The following is a 17,304-nucleotide window of genomic DNA, read 5'->3' as shown; positions in this document are numbered from 1 at the left end:
GGCGAGCCGGAACGGTGCCCCCGATCACAACAGGTGCGGGTCGATGACCCGAACGACGAACCGCCGTTCACGCAGGGTCCGCACCGTGGGGTGCTCCTGGCCGATGACCTCGGCCAGCCGGTGCGCCACCGCCCCGACATCCTCGGCAGGGGCCTCGCCACCGGCCCGCTTCGACACCAGGGCGAGATCACCGAGGCAACGCAGCGTGTCGGGGTGATCCGCCCCGATCACCGCGGCCAGGCGATCGGCGGTCTCCCGCAGTCGCTCCCGCGCCGAGTCCCACGCCCCCTCCTCGGCGAGACACACCGCGTGGTTCACCTTCGCGGCGAGGGTGTGCGGGTGGCCGGGGCCGAGTATCTTGCGCAGCTCACCGGCCGCCCGGGCAGCCGACGCGCGGGCTTTCGAACTTCGGCCGAGCGCGCGCTCGGCGGCAGCGATGTTACTCAGCGTGGCCAGGGTGTACGGGTGCTCCGGGCCGAGCCGGAGACCCTGCTCATACGCCTGGGTGACCGCGAGCATCTCGGTCAGCGCCCGAGGCGCATCGCCGACGGCCAGCAGGTTCGCCGCCCGGCTCGCCCGGCACGCCACCGTGTCCGGGTTGTCCGGACCGAAGCGTTCGCCGAGTTCGCGGTAGGCCGTGTCGAACATCGGCGCGGCCTCGCTGCCCCGACCGGAGCTGCGCAGGGACACCGCCAGGTTGACCTGGGCGGCGAGGCTCTGGCCGTCGTCCGGCCCGAGCACCTCGCAGTACGTCTCGTACACCGTGCGCAGCAGGGTGGCCGAGCTCTCGTACTCGCCGGCCTCCCGCAGGTCGCTGCCGAGCCGCACGGCGGAGACGAGCGTGTAGGGATGGGTGGGACCGAGCACCAGCCGCCGCCGCTCGTGCACCTCGTCGTCCCACCGCCGGGCCGACCGGTAGTCGCCGACCAGCCGGTACGAGACGGCGAGGTTGTTGGCCGCGCTCAACGTCCCCGGGTGGTCCTCACCGAACATCTGGAGCCACGAGGCGTAGGTGGACCGGTCCCGTTCGAGCGCCTCGGCGTAGCGGCCGAGGGCCCGCAGGTCACCGCCGAGGCTGCCGGCGGTCATCAGACTGTGCGGGTGCAGCGGGCCCAGCAGCCGGTGTTGCTCGGCCAGCACCGCCTCGTCCAGGTCCCGGGCCTCGTCGAATCGGCCCAGGCTTCGCAGGATGTTCGCCCGGTTGAACCGCAGGTGCAGCAACTGTCGACCCAGCACCGACGTCTCCACCTCGTCGTGCGTGTCGCCGAGCCGGGCGCTCCAGGTGTCGTCCACCTCCTGGCTGAGGACGTCGGCCTGGTCCAGACCGCCGCGCTGCCACAGATAACGGACCCGGTCGATCAGGAGCTGACACACCGGCTCGTCGGGGCAGGTCAGCGCCTCGGAGACCTCCAGGTGCGGCCAGAGCATCCGCAGCCGGGCCCAGGTGGTCGGGTCGTCCACGTCGCCGCGTGGCCGGGACGCGGCCAGCACCAGGTGCACCTGATGTCGGGCGCCGTCGATCTCGTCGTCGGTCATCCGGTCGCGGACCACCGCCTGCAACAGCCGGTGCACCTGCACCCGACCGCCCCGGACGTCGAGTTTGAGCAGTGCCAGGCGGTTGATCTGCTGGACCAGGGCACCCCGTACGAGCCGCTCCGACGCCGAAGGGTCGAATGGCACGAGGGCCGCCGCCATCTCGTCGCTGTAGATGAGTTCGAGGGCGATCTCCGGGGCCAGCACCGAGCAGAGCTGCAACAGCCGGTACGCGGCGGGCGCCTGTTCGAGCAGCCGGTTGAGCGACAAGTCCCAAGTCGCCCCCACCGAGAGGGCGCTCGGGCCGTGCCGCTCGATCTGCCGCAGGTAGTCGGCGACCGACGTGCCGGTGTCGGCGAGCCAGGCGCCCGCCGCGGCCACCGCGATCGGCAGGTCGCCGAGCGCCTCGGCCACCCGGTCGGCCTCCTCGGCGCTGATCGTGGGCACCCGCTGGGCGAGGTGCGCGACGGCCTCGGTGCGGTCGAAGACGTCTACCTGGATCGGGTTCGCCCGGTCACCCCAGGCGCGGTTGCGGGAGGTCAGCAGGACGTGCCCGGGGCCCTGCGGCAGGAAGGGCTCGATCTGGTCGAGTTCTTCGGCGTTGTCGAGTACGACGAGCCACCGCTCGTACGGTTCACCACGGCCGAGCACCTGGAGCACCGACCGGACCGTGTCGGGCAGGGTCGGCCCGACAAGGATGCCGAGGCGAGCGGCGAGGTCGGCGAGGGCGGTGTCGACGAACTGCGGCGGGTCCGCCACGATCCACCAGACCACGTCGTACGCGGACTTGAACCGGTGCACGTATTCCAACGCCACCTGCGTCTTACCGACGCCGCCCATGCCCTGCAGGGCGACCGGCAGCACCACCGCGACGCCCTCGCCCCGCAACTGCGTGCGCAGCCGCGCCAGGTCGCCCTCGCGGCCGGTGAACCGGGCGTTCCGGTTGGGGGCGTGGAAGATCAACGGCTCGGTGCCGGGATACCGGGTGGCCCCGACCATCGGCCCGTCCGCCGACGACGGCACCGGCCGGCCGACCAGCCGCAACACCTGCTCCACCGCCCTCGCAGCGCTCACGTTCACCAGGTTGGTGGAGTTCTGAGACGGGAACTCCGCCAGCGGGCGCAGGTCGGTGACGTACCCGGCGAGGGCCGTAGTGTCGGCGCTCGGGTCCCGGTCGGGCAGACCGCCGAACGGCGTCGCCACGTAGGCCGACGAGACCACGGTCAGCGTGCGTGGGGCCGGGGTTCCCGCCAGCCCGACGGCGGCCGTCGGCTCCACCACCCGCAGCCCGGCCGAGCTGAGCACCTGCTCCAGCCACTCGGCCCAGATGGCGTCCTCCGGCGCGTACCGGAGCACGATCTGGTCGTCGATCGTCTCGGCGCGTCGGCGGAAACGGGCCTTGACCCGCTCCCGCACCGACTCGTCCATCACCGGCAGTGCGGTTACCGCACCGTCGGTGAGGATCCCGGTCAACGTCTCGAACGCGGCCAGCAGCGACGTCGGCGAACCGGGCGGGTCGCCGAAGGTCGCCAGGATCTCCTCGTACGCGTAGAACGGCCGGTACGGGACCTCGACGGCGGCCCAGTAGCGCCGCCGTTGCGCCTCGGTCATGCCCGCCGGCAGCCCGGCGAACCGGCGCATGGCCAGCAGCCGCCCCGCCTCGGCCCGCTCCTTCTCGGCCTGGTCGACCCGCATCGGCACCGGCAGGACCCGGATGTCGCGCCGCCGGTACCGGTCCCGTACCGAGTGCGCGACCCGGGCCGCCCCGTCGATGCCCTGGTCGCTGAGGGTGAAACAGTCGACCAGGGTGTCCGGCAGGTGCAGGGTGCAGATGTCGGCGACGTCGCTCAGCCCTGCCCGGCTGTCGATCAGGGTGAAGTCGTACTGCCGCTTCATGTCCGCCCGCAGCGCCTCGAAGAACTGCGCCCCGCCCAGCCGGTTGTAGAAGTTGTCCCAGTCCAGCCCGCTCACCGAGACGGAGTAGTCGCTGTTCTGCCGGCCGGCGGAGAGGAAGTCGAGACCACCGCCGTCGGGAAAGTTCCAGCGCAGCGAGAACGTGTGCCGGCCGACCCGGGCGTACTGCTCCATCCAGCGGTCCGGCCGGTCGTCGAGCCGGGTGGTCTCCCACTCGTAGTCGCGGATCATGTCGATCACGCCGCTGGTGCCCTGGATCGCCTCGGTGTCCAGGAACGGGTGGAAGAAGCGGTGCAACCCGGGTGACTCGAGATCCCAGTCCGCGACCAGCACCCGCTTGCCGTTGGCAGCGAGGATCCACGCGATGTTGGCCAGTGCCGTCGTCCGTCCCGTTCCACCCTTGACCGAGTAGAAGGTGATGACGTGACCTTCGCGATCAGCGCTCATGCCTGTCCTTTCCGGACCGGGTGTCCGGCCCGATCAGAACGGGTGCGGGTCGATGATCCGGGCGACCAGCCGCCCCTCCCGCAGCGCCCGCACGCTCGGGTGATCGGGCGCGACCACCCCGCCCAGCTTGACGACCGGGTCGGTGGTCGCCGCCGACGGCCGGTCGCCGTCGCTGACCCGCAGGACGAGATCCAGGTTCGCCCGGCAACGCAGGGCGTCCGGATGGCTCACTCCGGATTTGTCATCCCAACGGTCCGCGGTGGCGCGGAGGCACTCGATCGCGGCGTCCCGGTCGCCCTCCTCGGCGAGACAGATGCCGAAGTTCTCCTGCGCCGCGAGGGTGTGCGGGTGGTCCGGCCCGAGCACCTCGCGCAGCGCGCTGGCGGCCCGTTCGGCGGTGGCGCGGGCCTGGGCAGCCCGCTCCATGGCTCGCTGTGCGACGGCAAGATTGCTGAGCGCACCCAGGGTGTGCGGGTGGCGGGCACCCAGCCACCGCTCGTAGATCATCGCCACCTGCTCGGCCTCGGCCACGGCGCGTTCGTTCTTGCCGAGTGCCAGCAGATTGGCCACCAGAGCCGCCCGGCAGATCAGGGTTTCGGGGTTGTCGCGCCCGAACTTCGCCTCGAGCACCGGGTACGCCGAGTCGAGCAGTCCGGCTGCTTGCGTCTCCTGACCCGCACAACGCTGCGACACTGCGAGGCTGACCTGGGCGTTCAAGGTGTCCCCCGCCTCGCTGCCCATCTCCTTGAGGCCGGTGAGTTGATCACGGAGGTCGCTCAGCATCGTCGCCGATTTGCCGTACTCGCCGGCCTCTCGCAGATCGCGTGCCAGTTGCGCGATCGAGTGCAGCGTGTACGGGTGTTCCGGGCCGTGCACGAGCCGGCGGCGCACGAGAACGGCATCGTCCCCGGTCCGCGCCGACCGGAAGTCGCCGACGAGGCGATAGGAGTGCGCGCGGTTGTTGCCCGCGTTGAGCGTCCGCGGGTGCTGTTCGCCGAACTCCTCGCTCCAGGCGTCGTAGGTTTTCTGATCGTGCTCGAGCGCCTTGGCGTAGCGGCCGACCGCCCGCAGATCGGCGCCCAGGCTCCCGGCCGTCATCAGGGTGTGCGGATGCCGTTCGCCCAGGAGCTCCCGCTGCTCCTCGAGGACCTGCTCGTCGAGGGCGAGGGCCTCGTCGTAGCGGGCCAGTGCCCGCAGCACGTTCGCACGGTTGAAGCGCAGGTGCAGCAACTGCCGGAGCAGCGTGGCGACCTCGTCGGTGCTTTGGAGGCGGTCCAGCCCCGCCGACCAGACTTCGTCGGCCTCCGCGGCGAACGCGTTCGCCTGGTCGAGGTCACCCCGACGCCACAGATACCGCACCCGGTCGATGATCAACTCGCGGGCCGACTCATCCTGGCTGCTCACGACGCCGGAGGGCTCGATGTGCGGCCAGAGCATCCGGAACGTGTCCCAGGTCTGTGGATCGTCGGTGTCGCCCTTGGGGCGGGCTCCGGCCAGCACCTGGTGCACCTGGTGTCGGGCGTCGGCGAGCTCCTGCACGGTCATCGTTTCCCGAACCGCCGCCTGGAGCAGCCGGTGCACCAGCACCCGCTTCTCCGATGTGTTGATCGTGACCAGCGCGGACCGGTTCATCTGCTGGACCAGCCGCCCCCGCACGTCGCGCTGGGAAACCTCGGGGTCGAACGGCTTCAGCGCCGCAGCCATCTCGTCGCTCTGCAGCAGCAGGTCCGTGTGGATCTCCGGGGCCAGCACCGAGCAGAGCTGCAACAAGCGGAACGCCGCCGGGAACTGCCTACGCAACCGTGCCAGCGACAGGTTCCAGGTGGCCTCCACGGAGAGGGCGGTGGGCCCGTGCCACTCGATCTGCTCCAGGTACGCGTCGGCCGAGGTCCCGGTGTCCGCCAGGTACGCGCCGGCGGCGGCCACCGCGACCGCCAGGTCCCCCAACGCGTCGGCGATCCGCCCGGCCTCCTCTTCGCTGAGGGCGGGCACCCGGCGTCGCAGGTGGGCGACGCTCTTCGCGCGGGCAAAGACGTCGACCTGAACCAGTGTGGCCAACTCCGCCCACGTCGGGCTGCGGGAGGTGAGCAACACGTGGCCACCGCCGGTCGGCAGAAAGCCCTCGACCGGGTCGACCTCCTCGGCGTTGTCGATCACCAGCAGCCACCGCCAGCGCTCACCCCGCCCGAGCGCCTCCCGCACCGCCCGGACGTCGTCAGCCCGGTCCGGGTGGCCACCGACACCGAGCCGGGCGGCGAAGGCCGCCAGGGACTTCGCCACGTCGGCGCCGGCCGACTCCGTCGCGCCGATGGTGATCCACCAGACCACGTCGTACGCCGACTTGAACCGGTGTACGTACTCCAGGGCGAGTTCGGTCTTGCCGACACCGTCCATCCCCTGGAGGGCGACCGGCTTGGCGGGGGTCAGGTGTCGACGCAGGTAGGCCAGCTCACCTTCGCGGCCGGTGAAGCGCGCGTTGCGGTCTGGGGCCTCGAAGACGGCAGGCTCGGCGGCCGGGAAGCGCAGGCCGGCGTCGGCCGGATCGTCGGCACGCAGCGGTGGCGGTCGGTCCACCAGCCGAAACAGCCGCTCCGCGGCCTCCTCGGCGCTGACGTTGAACAGACTGATGGACGAGGCCACCGGGAACTCCGCGAGGGGCCGAAGATCACTCACGTAGACCGCGAGCGGAGTGGTGCCGGCGGCCGGGTCGCGCGGGGGCAATGCCGCAGGGGGCAGCGCCACGTAGGCCGAGGAGAGGATGGTCAGCGTACGGGCTGGTGGCTTCGCGCCGGGATCGGCCGGTTGGGTCCCGTCGACGACCCGGACACCGGTGGAGCTGAGCGCCCGCTCGATCCATTCCGCCCAGACCGCGTCCTCCGGGGCGTAGCGGAGCAGGAGGTCGTCGGGGAGCGCGGAGCGGCGCCGGAAGCGGGCCTTCTGCCGCTCGCGCACCGACTCGTCCATCGGCGGCATCGCGCTCACCTCGCCGTCGGTCAACTCCGCGGTGAGCCTCTCGAACGCGGCCAGCAGTGAGGTGGGCGAGCCGGGATCGTCGCCGAAGGTCGCCAGCGTCTCCTCGTACGCGTAGAAGGGTCGGTACGGCACCTCCACCGCCGCCCAGTAGCGCCGGCGCTCCTCCTCCGTCATACCGGTGGGGAGCCCGGTGAATCGGCGCATCGCGAGCGCCCGTCCGGCGTCGGCCTTCTCCTTCTCCGCCTGGTCGACCCGCATCGGCGCCGGCAGGATCCGGATGTCGCGCTCTCGGTGGTGCTCGGCGGTGCGGGCGACCCGAGCCCCGCCGTCGATGCCCTGGTCGCTGAGGGTGAAGCAGTCCACCAGGATGTCCGGCAGGTGCAGCGTGCAGATGTCGGCGACGTCGCTGAGCCCGGTCCTGCTGTCGATCAGGGTGTAGTCGTACTCGCGTTTCATGTCCGCGCGCAGCGCCTTGAAGAACCGGTCGCCATTCAGCCGGTTATAGAAGGTGTCCCAGTCCAGGCCGCTCAACGAGGTGGCGTAGTAGCTGTCCTGCCGGCCGGCGGAGAGGAAGTCCAGCCCGCCACCGCCCGGGAACTCCCAGCGCAGCGAGAACGCGTGCAAGCTGACCCGGGCGCACCGCTCGACCCAGCCCTCCGGCCGTGCCGGCCCGCGGATGGTCTGCAACTCGTACTCCCGGATCAGGTCGATGACCCCGCCGGTCCCGCCGATCGTCGCCTCCTCCAGGAAGGGGTGGAAGAAGCGGTGTAGGCCGGGCGATTCGAGATCCCAGTCGGTGACCAGCACCCGCTTGCCGTTGGCTGCCAGGATCCACGCGACGTTGGCCAGCGCCATCGTCCGGCCCGTTCCACCCTTGAACGAGTAGAAGGTGACTATCTTTCCGTCGCGCTCACTGCTCATCGGGCACCTCCGGGGCTTTGAACGATGACGGGACCGGGGTGCGCAGGCTGGGTGGCCGGGTGCCCGGCCCCGATGCCGGAAACACCGCGCCGTGCTTCAGGTAGAGCCGCCGGGCCTCGGTCACCAGGGTCGGCATCAATTCGGCGAACTCGCCCATACGGCCGACCCAGCGGACTCGCGTCATTCCCGCGTCCTGGAGCACGCCGAGCGCCAGCCGGGCCAGATCGGCGCTGCGCTGCGCGTCGCGCGGGTCGTCGGCGTCGGTCACCACGAGCGGGACCGCCCACTGCGGAAGCGCCCGCGCGGCGGCCCGCAGGGTGGACACGCCGCCGGGTAGCTCGGTGATCCACGGGTCGATCAGGACCACACCCGGGCGGATTTCGAGCAGGTCCTCGGCGTCGACGAAGTCGGTGGTGCGCACCGGCAGACCGAGTCGCTCGGCGGTGCTAGCGGCGTACTCGGCCAGCGGGAGTTCCTGTCGTGCGCCAAACGGGCGCCAGAGCGAACTGCGCTCGGCGTACGAGGACGGCTCCCGTCCCTGCGGCGGCCGATCCCGGGTGGGCGCCAGCACCGCCACCACGAACGCCGGGTCTGCCGAAGTCTGCCGCGACACCTCGTCCAGGGCGGGCGCTCGGGACGGGCGCAGCCAGATCCGCTGGGTGGGCTCCACGATCCGCCGGGCCAGCCGCCCGAGCAGGACCCGATACTGGTCCAGGTAGGCATTGAGCATGCAGAGCGCTCGCATGCCGTTCTCGGCGTACTCGGGGACATCCCGTCCCAGGTCCAGTGCCGCATCGAGCTCGGGATGGGCTTCCCCGCTGGGGATCGGGATCCAGAGCACCGGTGCCACGTGTTCGGCTGCCACGACGGGAGGCACCGACCCCGCGCCCGCGGCCGTGAGCAGTCTGGCAAGGAAGGATTTCTGCTCGCCCAGCGCCCACGGCCTGTTGAAGTAGCCCGGCGAGTAGAGCGGCACGAACACCTGGGCCGCGCCGAGGGCACCCACCAGCGCCGCCTTCACGTCGGCGCCCGGGGGGATGTGCTGGTCGATGAAGCCGATCTCCACGCCCGGCCGTGGGGCCGCCAGCCGACCCACCTCGTTCGACAGGTCGGCGAAGAACCGACGGACCCAGACGTCGGTTTCGGTGCGGGCGCTCCGCACGGGTGCGGAATGCGCATAGCTGAGGAAGAAGTACGTTTCACGCGTCGGTGCCGCCCCCGCGGCGGTGAGCGGCGTCATACGGCTGCCTCCTCGGTGAAGACCGTGCGCAACTCGTCGACGCCCTTCGGCACCAGCGGATGGACGCGGTAGGCCCGGTGGATCGCCACCACCCGCTGGGCCAGACGCCACACCACCGCGCGGTACGCCTGCTCCATCTGCATGGTCAGCAACCCGTAGACCCCCTCCTGCTCGTACTGGCGCGCGACGGAGTTGTCGTCCCGTATCGCGGTTGGCGAGAAGCGTTGGATGGCACGGAGGCTCGGGGGCAGTGCCGCCTCGGCAGTGGGCGACCAGTTGACGGGCACGATCGCCGTCTCATGCGCGGAGGCCCCTGGACTCAGCGGCTGGATACGGCGTCGCGCGAAGGCGTGCCACTCCATCGCACACCATGTGCTGGTGATGAATGAGCTGGACACCAAGGGGATGAAAACCTGGCAGGTGCCGGCGGCGTTCAGCAGTTCGGGGGTCCAACGCTCACCGCCGGTGAGCGTGCTGTCCATGAACCCGGGATCTACCCCGGTCGGCAGCCCGACCAGCTCGCTGACGTGCGTGGAGAGGTCGTCGAAGAACCGGAAGACGTACTCCTGGGGGTTGTTTCCGGCCCGCCGGACCGTCGGACGTGAATAGCTCACGAAGAACAGCGGGGTTCGCGAATTAACGACCGCCACCGCTTCGCTCACCGTCGTTCCTCCGCCGGCCGGAAAGCGACCGGATTCTCAACGTAAGGCGTCCGTCAATGGTTCGGGCTGATCCGGTTGCTGACGAACCACTCTACGGCGAAGTCCACTGTGGCGGGTATCGGTAGCAGTCGGCTGATCGCCCGACCAACCGTGGCACGACGTACGAAGGGCTGATCGTCCAGGCACGAGCCGAGATTGTCGAAGTCGCTGTCGTCCAACTCTGGCGCGACGAAGTCGCAGCGCAGCCGCCCTCCGTCGACCTGACGGTAACAGCGATAGACCTTTGTCGTCACGCTGGGCAGTCGGTACTCGGCCAGGTGCAGAGCGGTGCACGCCTCGTAGCCGACCCCGAGGAGCAGCACGTGGCCCCCGCTGTCGTACATCCGACCAATCGGCGACCGCTGCCCAAGGTGGGAGGCCAGGGCATGATCGGCCGTCAGCGACTCGGCCCGGCGTCCGACGGCGGCGAACGAAGTCTGCGGGTGGTCACTGCGCACGGCTCCGGGCAGAAGGCGTACGTACTCGGCCAGTGCGCCGACGCCCTGCGCGGGAGTGCGCCCGCGGTCCCAGCCCGGCAGGGTCGCCTCGTACCGGAGCCGCTCGTCGGCGGTCATTCCCCGGGTCGCCTCGTGCCAGGTACGCGACGTCGTCGAGTTGCCCGGGTTGTGGGTCGGCACGACGAGCGTGCCACGCGGACCGAGCACCGCGCTGAGCGCCTCGACCAGGGTCTCCGCCCCCTTGGCCAGCGGGCCCACCCGACGCAGTGACGAGTGCACCAGGACGTCCTGCCCGGCGGCGAGACCTGAGGCGCGCAACTCGGCGGCGACGCTGCCGGCGTCGAACGGGGGCGTTGGCGGGTCAGCCACGAACCAGCCCTGCCAGCGCGCGTCCCAGCCCCGCGACGAAACGGTCCCCGGCTGCGGTCAACGAACGGCTTGCCGCCAACCCGTCGAGCGCCTCAGCCGTCCAGCTGTGGAATCGGTCGGCGTGGGTCGCGGCCATCCGGTCGGCGACCGCGCGGGCATGCCAGACCTCGGCAATCGCCAGGTGGGCGTACGCGCCCTGGAGCACCCCTTCGACTGGCCGCGGATCGGGCCGCCACGGAACCGACAGCCGGACCGGCGATCCCGGTTCTACCAGGTCGTACAGGTCCAGCACCGCACCGAGTTTGGAGTGCTGCCACTCGTGCACGAGCAGCACGGCGAGGGTCTCCGGGTCGGCGACCGGCCCCACCGCCACGGCGCCGAACGCGGCGCGGGCGGTGGCACTACGCAGCGCGCCCGTAGGCGAGGTGTCCAGTGGAACGACAGCGCGCATTCCCACCCTCATCGCCCCCGCGTGGCGCGGGACATCCCGCTCGGCGGTCCGCCACGCCCCGGTGACCGTTTCCACCAGATCGGCGGCCGGCCTCTTGGCCAGGCGTTCCCGTACCGACTGCCCGTAGCAGTCCCGTGCCGGGTCCAGATCCTCGATGATCACCTCGTGGCCGGGCAACCTGCTCCGTCGGGTCGGCCGCCATCCCGAGGGCCAGCCGGCCGGATCGTCAAACCTGACGTCGTACGGATCGGATCCGGCGAGCAACCGGAAGCCGCCGGGACGGACGGTGAGCACCACGGTGTCGATCCCGGTCGACGGCACCCGGAATGCGCCAAGCGTGGGTAGGAAGACCTCACCACCAGCGACGGGGACCTGGACCTCGGCGGCAATTCCGGCACGAACGGCGGCCGCTGCGGCGAGCGCGGCGACCGGGTCCGGTTCGGGGGATCGCGACCCGGGTTGCCGGGGACCCGACAGCAGGCTGGTCAGGCGAGGGCGTAGAAAGGGATGTCGGAGCACGGTACGGAGCGGGGCCGGCGCGGTCGTGTCCAGGTCGACGAGGAGGTCCCATCCGGGGCCGGGCGCCGTCGTATCCCGGCTGGCCGCCAGGAGCGCGCGGACGATGGCCAACTCGGCGTCGACCAGGAACGCGATCGATTCCGGGCCACCACCTCCGCCGGCCAGATCGTCCAGGATCCGCTCCGCATCGAACGGCACCGGTTCGGCGTCCGGCCGGTCCGGCGACCGCCGGGGGGTGGGGACCTCCCCGGGCGGTCGCGGCGCCGCCGCACGGTCGGCTGTCCTGGCCGAACCGGGCGGGTGCCGGTCAATGATTGAGATCAACTTTCGGAGGTCGCCGCAGTAGACCGACGGGTTGTCGAACCCGGCGCCGGTCCGGTAGCGGTGGGCGTAGAGTCCGCCGCCGCAGCGCGCGACCACCGGGCAGGACTGGCAGATCGAGGAGAGCCCGACCAGCCCGGTCTGCCGGTTCGCCACCCCGGGATGCCGCGCCGCCTCGTCCACCGTGTGGTCGAAGACCGTTCGGCCGGTTCGGGCGGCGCCGTCGTACGCCACCTTCAGCGAGTCCGCCTGCTCCCAGGTGCCGTCGGTCTCGACCACCAGCAGGTCGGCCGCCCCGAGGCCGACAGCTTCCGTGCCCGCCGGCGTCCCGCCGGGACACAACGCGTCGAACAGGCGGATCGACACCGGCCGGCCGTCGTTCACCCACCGCCGGTAGATCCGGCCCAGCCAGTCGGCATAGGGGGTCGGGGAGCCGCTCGGTCGAACCGGTGGATGATCCCAGGTGTGGTGGGGCAGCAGCAGGTCGATCCGGGGTGGCTCCTCGGCGAGCAGCGCCGCGTAGACCGCCTCGGGGTCGTTGGCCACGTCCACCGTGCAGAGGATCCCGGCGTAGCTGGCGCGGTACTCGGGGCGCCGGAGCAGGGCCAGGGCCTGTCGGACCGGATCGTGGCTGCTGGCGCCGTTGGCGAAGCGGCGGTGCCGGTCGTTGGCAACGCGGTCGCCGTCCAGGGAGACCCCCACCTTGACGTCGTACTCGACGAAGAGGTCGCAGAACGCGGGGTCGAGCCGGACGCCGTTGGTCTGCATCCGCAGATCGAGCGGGGCGACCGGATCGATCACCGTTCGCAGCCCGTTGAGGATCTGCCGCATTCGGGCCGGACCGAGCAGCAACGGTTCGCCGCCGTGCAACACGACGTGGACCAGCGGCAGGTCACGTACCCTGGCATGCTCGGCTATCCGGGCCGCGGCGGCGTCCAGCGTCGCCGCGGCCATCTCCCGCGGCCGGCCCCGCCAGGTCTGGTCGACGTGCTCGTAGACATAACAGTGATCGCAGCTGAGATCACAGCGGCTATGCACCTTCAGGACATACTGGCTGATCGCAACGCTGGGCGGAGCCGTCGCGGATCGCCCAGCCATCATGGGTCAGATGGCCGAGTTGAAGGCGGCGATGGGCACAACCGTCTCCGCCGGACCGGTGGCCGGAGGGAGGACGCGGCGCAGGAGCACGTCGACCGTCTCGGGGTGCTCGGCCGCAACCTGATCGAGCCGAGTCCTCAGGATCGACGCGATGTGGTCGGAACTGCGACCGGTGGGCGATGCGGGCTTCTGGTCCACAGTGAGTCTCCGGGTCCCGCGGACGCGCCACGGGAGGTGTGATGGACGGCCCGAGGGCCCTGACGCGCCACCAGAATAGGCAACAGCCCCAACGATGCCATCGTTGGTCAAGTAGCGCACCAACCGAGGAGGAACTCACATGTGCCGGAGCATCAAGACGCTGCGTGAGCCGTTCACCCCGCAGGTGACCGACGCGGATGTCGAGGCGGCGGCGTTGCAGTACGTCCGGAAGATCTCTGGCTTCCGAGCGCCCGCCGCACACAACGCCGCCGCGTTCGACGCCGCGGTGGCCGCCGTGACCGCGGCGACGCGCGACCTGCTCGACCAACTGGTGGTGCGGGGCGCCGGATCGGGCACCCCGGACCGGCAGGCCACCGCCACCACCTGATCGCCGCACCACCTGATCGCCGCACCACCTGACCGCCGCACCACCTGACCGCCGGCGCGGGACCGACCTGCTGTTGCGGCACCGGGGCCGCCCCTCTGGCGGGTCCGGCCGCGGCGATTCGCGCCCGAACCCTTGGCCGAAGGTCAGGCCGCGGCGAGCGCCGGGACGACCGTGTCCGGCGCCCAGCGCGAACGGTGGCACTGCGACCAGCCCCGACAGCCCGGGTCGCCCACCGTGCAGAGCCGGTGCCTGCTGAGCACCTCACCGTCCTCGGTGTCCCGTACGTCGAAGTGCACCGGACGGACCGTGCCGTCCGGGGCGACGAGCAGGTGCCGGCCCGCGTCGAGCGTGTCGTCGCGCAACAGGCAGTTGCGGCCCAACAGTCGAGCGAGCGCGGCGATGCTGGCGTGCTCGGAGAGCCGCTCGGGCACCCCGTAGCAATCCACCACCGTCGCGAACTCGCCCGGCGCCTCCCAGACGTCGCACACCACCGCGTACGCCGGCAGTCGGGCCGGGTCGGCCACCGCCAGCGGCATCACCACCCGACCAAGCGCCTCGGCCAGCGCCGGGTAGACCTCCACGGGTCGAGCCCCGTCGATTCTCCAGTTCCACAGCTCGGTCATTCCGCCTCCTCGCTGCGTTCGTCCCACCGGCCTCCGGATCGGGCCTTACTCACGATGGTGGGGGGCATTTGACCCCAGGCGGGGGCAAGTTACCGGTCTGTGACCATTCCGGGCAAAATTTCCCTGAGCCACATTGCTCGGAGTAGCGGGAAGGTGACAGTTTATCGGCTATGTGCGCCGACCGCACCACCGCGACCGCGTGTCCGGCGAGCGGCACTCGCGTGTCCGGCGAGCGGTGACCACCGCCTATCCGGCGTCAGCGGAAACGGTCAGCGCAGGACGACGAGGTGCTCGCCGCGCGGCAACAACTCGCCCACCACGGGAGCGCCCGGAACCTCTCCGGCAACCAGCAGGCCGCCGGAGGTCTGCGCGTCGGCCAGCAACAACCGCTCGTCCTCCCCCACGGCGCCGAAATCGGTCCACGGCGTGACCCACTCCAGGTTGCGCCGGCTGCCGCCGCTGACGTACCCGTCGCGCAGCGCCTCCCGGGCACCCGCCAGGTACGGCACGCTGGCCGCGTCGATGGCCACCGTGAGCTGGCTGGCCCGGGCCAGCTTCGAGGCGTGCCCGAGCAGCCCGAACCCGGTCACGTCGGTGCCACAGCGGATGCCGGCGGCGACCGCCGCGCGGGCGGCGTCACGGTTGAGCGCGCTCATCGAGGCCACCGCCTCCGGGAAGGTCTCACCGGTGGCCTTGTGTCGGGTGTTGAGCACACCCACCCCGAGCGGCTTCGTCAACGACAACGGGACTCCGGTCACCCCGGCGTCGAGAGTGATCAACTCCTCCGGACGGACCGTGCCGGTGACCGCGAGCCCGTACTTCGGGCCGTCGTCGTCCACACTGTGGCCGCCGGCCAGGTGACAGTCGGCCTCCCGCGCCACGTCCTGGCCGCCGCGCAGGACCTCGCCGGCCAACTCCATCGGCAGCACGTCGCGGGGCCAGCAGAGCAGGTTGAGCGCGACCAACGGGGTGCCGCCCATCGCGTACACGTCGGAGAGCGCGTTGGCGGCGGCGATCCGACCCCAGTCGTACGCGTCGTCGACCACCGGGGTGAAGAAGTCGGCGGTGGTGACCAGGCCGGTCCGCTCGTCCAGGCGGACCACCGCCGCGTCGTCACCGTGGTCCAGCCCGACCAGCAGCTCCGCGGTTCCGGTGGCCGGGCCGAGACCGGACACCATGATCTCCAACTCACCCGGCGGGATCTTGCAGGCGCAGCCACCACCACGGGCGTAACGGGTCAGGCGTACCGGTTCGGTCATCCCCCCATGATCTCGGCAACGCGCCACGATCGCCACCGTTGTCACCCGCGCAGTGACCAGAATCGGACGCTCGTCGACGATCGTTACCGGTGTTATCGCTCCGTGACCCGCCGAGTTGCATACCGCCACATCAGGCCGCCTACAGTGGCCGCACCGGGGGTCAACCGACCCCGATCCGGGAGACGACAGGGGACGGTGGACGACGTGACGACGGGCGAACCGCTCATCGTGCTGGACGCGGTCAACAAGTGGTTCGGGCCGCTGCACGTGCTGGACGACGTCTCATTGTCGGTGGGTCGGGGTGAGGTGGTCGTGGTGATCGGCCCGTCCGGCTCCGGCAAGTCGACGCTGTGCCGCGCCATCAACCGACTGGAACCGATCAGCTCCGGCAGCATCACCTTCGACGGTCAGCCGCTGCCGGCGGAGGGCAAGCCCCTCGCCAAGCTGCGCAGCGAGGTGGGCATGGTCTTCCAGTCCTTCAACCTCTTCGCGCACAAGACCATCCTGGAGAACGTCACCCTCGGCCCGATCAAGGTCCGCAAGGAGAAGCCGGCCGCCGCCCGCGAGCGCGGCCTGGCCCTGCTCGACCGGGTCGGCATCGGCAACCAGGCGGACAAGTTCCCGGCTCAGCTCTCCGGCGGCCAGCAGCAGCGCGTGGCCATCGCCCGAGCGCTGGCCATGCAGCCGAAGGCGATGCTCTTCGACGAGCCGACGAGCGCCCTCGACCCGGAGATGGTCGGCGAGGTGCTCGAGGTGATGACCTCGCTTGCCCGCGACGGCATGACGATGGTCGTGGTCACCCACGAGATGGGCTTCGCCCGGCACGCGGCCAACCGGGTCATCTTCATGGCCGACGGCAAGCTCGTCGAGGACGCCTCCCCGGCGGAGTTCTTCGAGAACCCGCGCAGCGAGCGGGCGAAGGACTTCCTCTCCAAGATCCTCACGCACTAGGCGTCCGTAGTGGAGCGCGCCGCACCTCGGTGGGCTCCGTCGAAGAAGGAGAAGAGTATGCGTATCAAGCGCATTGCGGCAGTCGCCGCGGTCGCGGCCCTGGCCGTCACCATGACCGCCTGCGGCGGGGACGAAGGCGACAGCACCGGCAGCTCGGGCGCCAAGGGCATCGTCGGCAAGGCGGAGAAGCAGAAGAAGCTCGTGATCGGCGTCAAGGCCGACCAGCCCGGCCTGGGTCTGCAGACCGGCAGCCAGTACGAGGGCTTCGACATCGAGATCGGCAAGATCATTGCCAAGGGCCTCGGAGTCGAGGCGAACAACATCGAGTGGAAGACGACGGTCTCCAACAACCGGGAGCCCTTCATCCAGCAGGGCACCGTCGACCTGGTGGTGGCCACGTACACCATCAACGACGAGCGCAAGCAGAAGGTCAACTTCGCTGGCCCGTACTTCATCGCCGGCCAGGACCTGCTCGTCAAGGCCGACTCGACGATCACCGGCCCCGAGGGCCTGGAGGGCAAGAAGGTCTGCTCGGCCTCGGGCTCCACGCCCGCCAAGCGGATCCAGTCGGACTACCCGAAGGCGAAGCTCCAGCAGTTCGACGCGTACTCCAAGTGTCTGCCGCTGCTGGAGAACGGCCAGGTCGACGCCGTCACCACGGATGACATCATCCTCGCCGGCTACGCCGCCCAGTCGCAGTACGCCGGCAAGTTCAAGGTGGTCGGCAAGACCTTCTCCAGCGAGCCCTACGGCATCGGCCTGAAGAAGGACGACAAGGACGGCTGCGAGAAGGTCAACGAGATCCTCAAGACCGCCGCCTCGGACGGCACCTACAAGGCCGCCTGGGACACCAGCCTGGGCAAGAGCGGCAAGGCCGCACCCGAGCTGGACACCACCAAGCTGACCAACTGCGGCAGCGTCTGACCGGTCCCGGGGGCCG

12 protein-coding genes are annotated in these 17,304 nt (G+C 70.7%); 3 read left to right on the top strand and 9 right to left on the bottom strand.

What is annotated here, in order from left to right:
• Window positions 1-24: 24 nt before the first annotated feature.
• The 7 genes from fxsT (ACFYPM_RS23345) to ACFYPM_RS23315 all read right to left on the bottom strand — a co-directional run bounded on the left by fxsT (ACFYPM_RS23345) (window position 25) and on the right by ACFYPM_RS23315 (window position 13,143).
• On the bottom strand, window positions 25-3,894 hold the full coding sequence (gene fxsT / locus ACFYPM_RS23345) for an FxSxx-COOH system tetratricopeptide repeat protein (RefSeq protein ID WP_387200537.1): 3,870 nt from the start codon (window positions 3,892-3,894) through the stop codon (window positions 25-27).
• 33 nt (window positions 3,895-3,927) lie between these two features.
• Window positions 3,928-7,788 carry an FxSxx-COOH system tetratricopeptide repeat protein gene (gene fxsT, locus ACFYPM_RS23340; protein ID WP_387200534.1) on the bottom strand — a complete coding sequence of 1,287 codons (3,861 nt, stop codon included), beginning with the start codon at window positions 7,786-7,788 and terminating at the stop codon, window positions 3,928-3,930.
• Window positions 7,778-9,028, bottom strand: a complete 1,251-nt coding sequence (locus ACFYPM_RS23335; RefSeq protein ID WP_387200531.1) for a TIR-like protein FxsC — start codon at window positions 9,026-9,028, stop codon at window positions 7,778-7,780. Before ACFYPM_RS23335 ends, fxsT (ACFYPM_RS23340) begins: the two co-directional genes overlap by 11 nt.
• Entirely contained in the window at window positions 9,025-9,642 is a 618-nt protein-coding gene (locus tag ACFYPM_RS23330) for a TIR-like protein FxsC (RefSeq protein ID WP_387200528.1), read from the bottom strand. Before ACFYPM_RS23330 ends, ACFYPM_RS23335 begins: the two co-directional genes overlap by 4 nt.
• Before the next feature lie 101 nt (window positions 9,643-9,743).
• Window positions 9,744-10,556 carry an aminoglycoside N(3)-acetyltransferase gene (locus ACFYPM_RS23325; protein WP_387200524.1) on the bottom strand — a complete coding sequence of 271 codons (813 nt, stop codon included), beginning with the start codon at window positions 10,554-10,556 and terminating at the stop codon, window positions 9,744-9,746.
• Entirely contained in the window at window positions 10,549-12,945 is a 2,397-nt protein-coding gene (locus ACFYPM_RS23320; RefSeq protein WP_387200763.1) for an FxsB family cyclophane-forming radical SAM/SPASM peptide maturase, read from the bottom strand. Before ACFYPM_RS23320 ends, ACFYPM_RS23325 begins: the two co-directional genes overlap by 8 nt.
• 6 nt (window positions 12,946-12,951) lie before the next feature.
• Complete coding sequence (locus ACFYPM_RS23315; RefSeq protein ID WP_387200521.1) at window positions 12,952-13,143, bottom strand: hypothetical protein; 192 nt, start codon at window positions 13,141-13,143, stop codon at window positions 12,952-12,954.
• A 139-nt stretch (window positions 13,144-13,282) separates the two neighbouring features.
• Here ACFYPM_RS23315 and ACFYPM_RS23310 point away from each other — a divergent pair, with 139 nt between their 5' ends.
• Window positions 13,283-13,531, top strand: coding sequence for a DUF2277 family protein (locus ACFYPM_RS23310; protein ID WP_357570203.1), 249 nt, complete (start codon window positions 13,283-13,285; stop codon window positions 13,529-13,531).
• 143 nt (window positions 13,532-13,674) lie between these two features.
• Here ACFYPM_RS23310 and ACFYPM_RS23305 read toward each other — a convergent pair whose 3' ends face one another.
• Window positions 13,675-14,154 (bottom strand): hypothetical protein, encoded by a 480-nt coding sequence (locus ACFYPM_RS23305; protein WP_357247467.1) that lies wholly within the window; start codon window positions 14,152-14,154, stop codon window positions 13,675-13,677.
• Window positions 14,155-14,423: 269 nt separating this feature from the next.
• Window positions 14,424-15,413 carry a selenide, water dikinase SelD gene (gene selD, locus ACFYPM_RS23300; RefSeq protein WP_387200518.1) on the bottom strand — a complete coding sequence of 330 codons (990 nt, stop codon included), beginning with the start codon at window positions 15,411-15,413 and terminating at the stop codon, window positions 14,424-14,426.
• 195 nt (window positions 15,414-15,608) lie between these two features.
• Here selD and ACFYPM_RS23295 point away from each other — a divergent pair, with 195 nt between their 5' ends.
• Entirely contained in the window at window positions 15,609-16,364 is a 756-nt protein-coding gene (locus tag ACFYPM_RS23295; protein WP_387200515.1) for an amino acid ABC transporter ATP-binding protein, read from the top strand.
• 57 nt (window positions 16,365-16,421) lie between these two features.
• Window positions 16,422-17,288: a glutamate ABC transporter substrate-binding protein gene (locus tag ACFYPM_RS23290; RefSeq protein ID WP_387200512.1), complete on the top strand. Its 867-nt coding sequence runs from the start codon at window positions 16,422-16,424 to the stop codon at window positions 17,286-17,288.
• Window positions 17,289-17,304 lie beyond the last annotated feature (16 nt).

The sequence above is a fragment of the Micromonospora sp. NPDC005203 genome, assembly GCF_042872705.1.
In the GTDB taxonomy this organism is placed as follows: Bacteria; Actinomycetota; Actinomycetes; order Mycobacteriales; family Micromonosporaceae; genus Micromonospora.
Note: the sequence above shows the minus strand (reverse complement) of the source record. Positions and strands in the feature narration are given on the sequence as shown.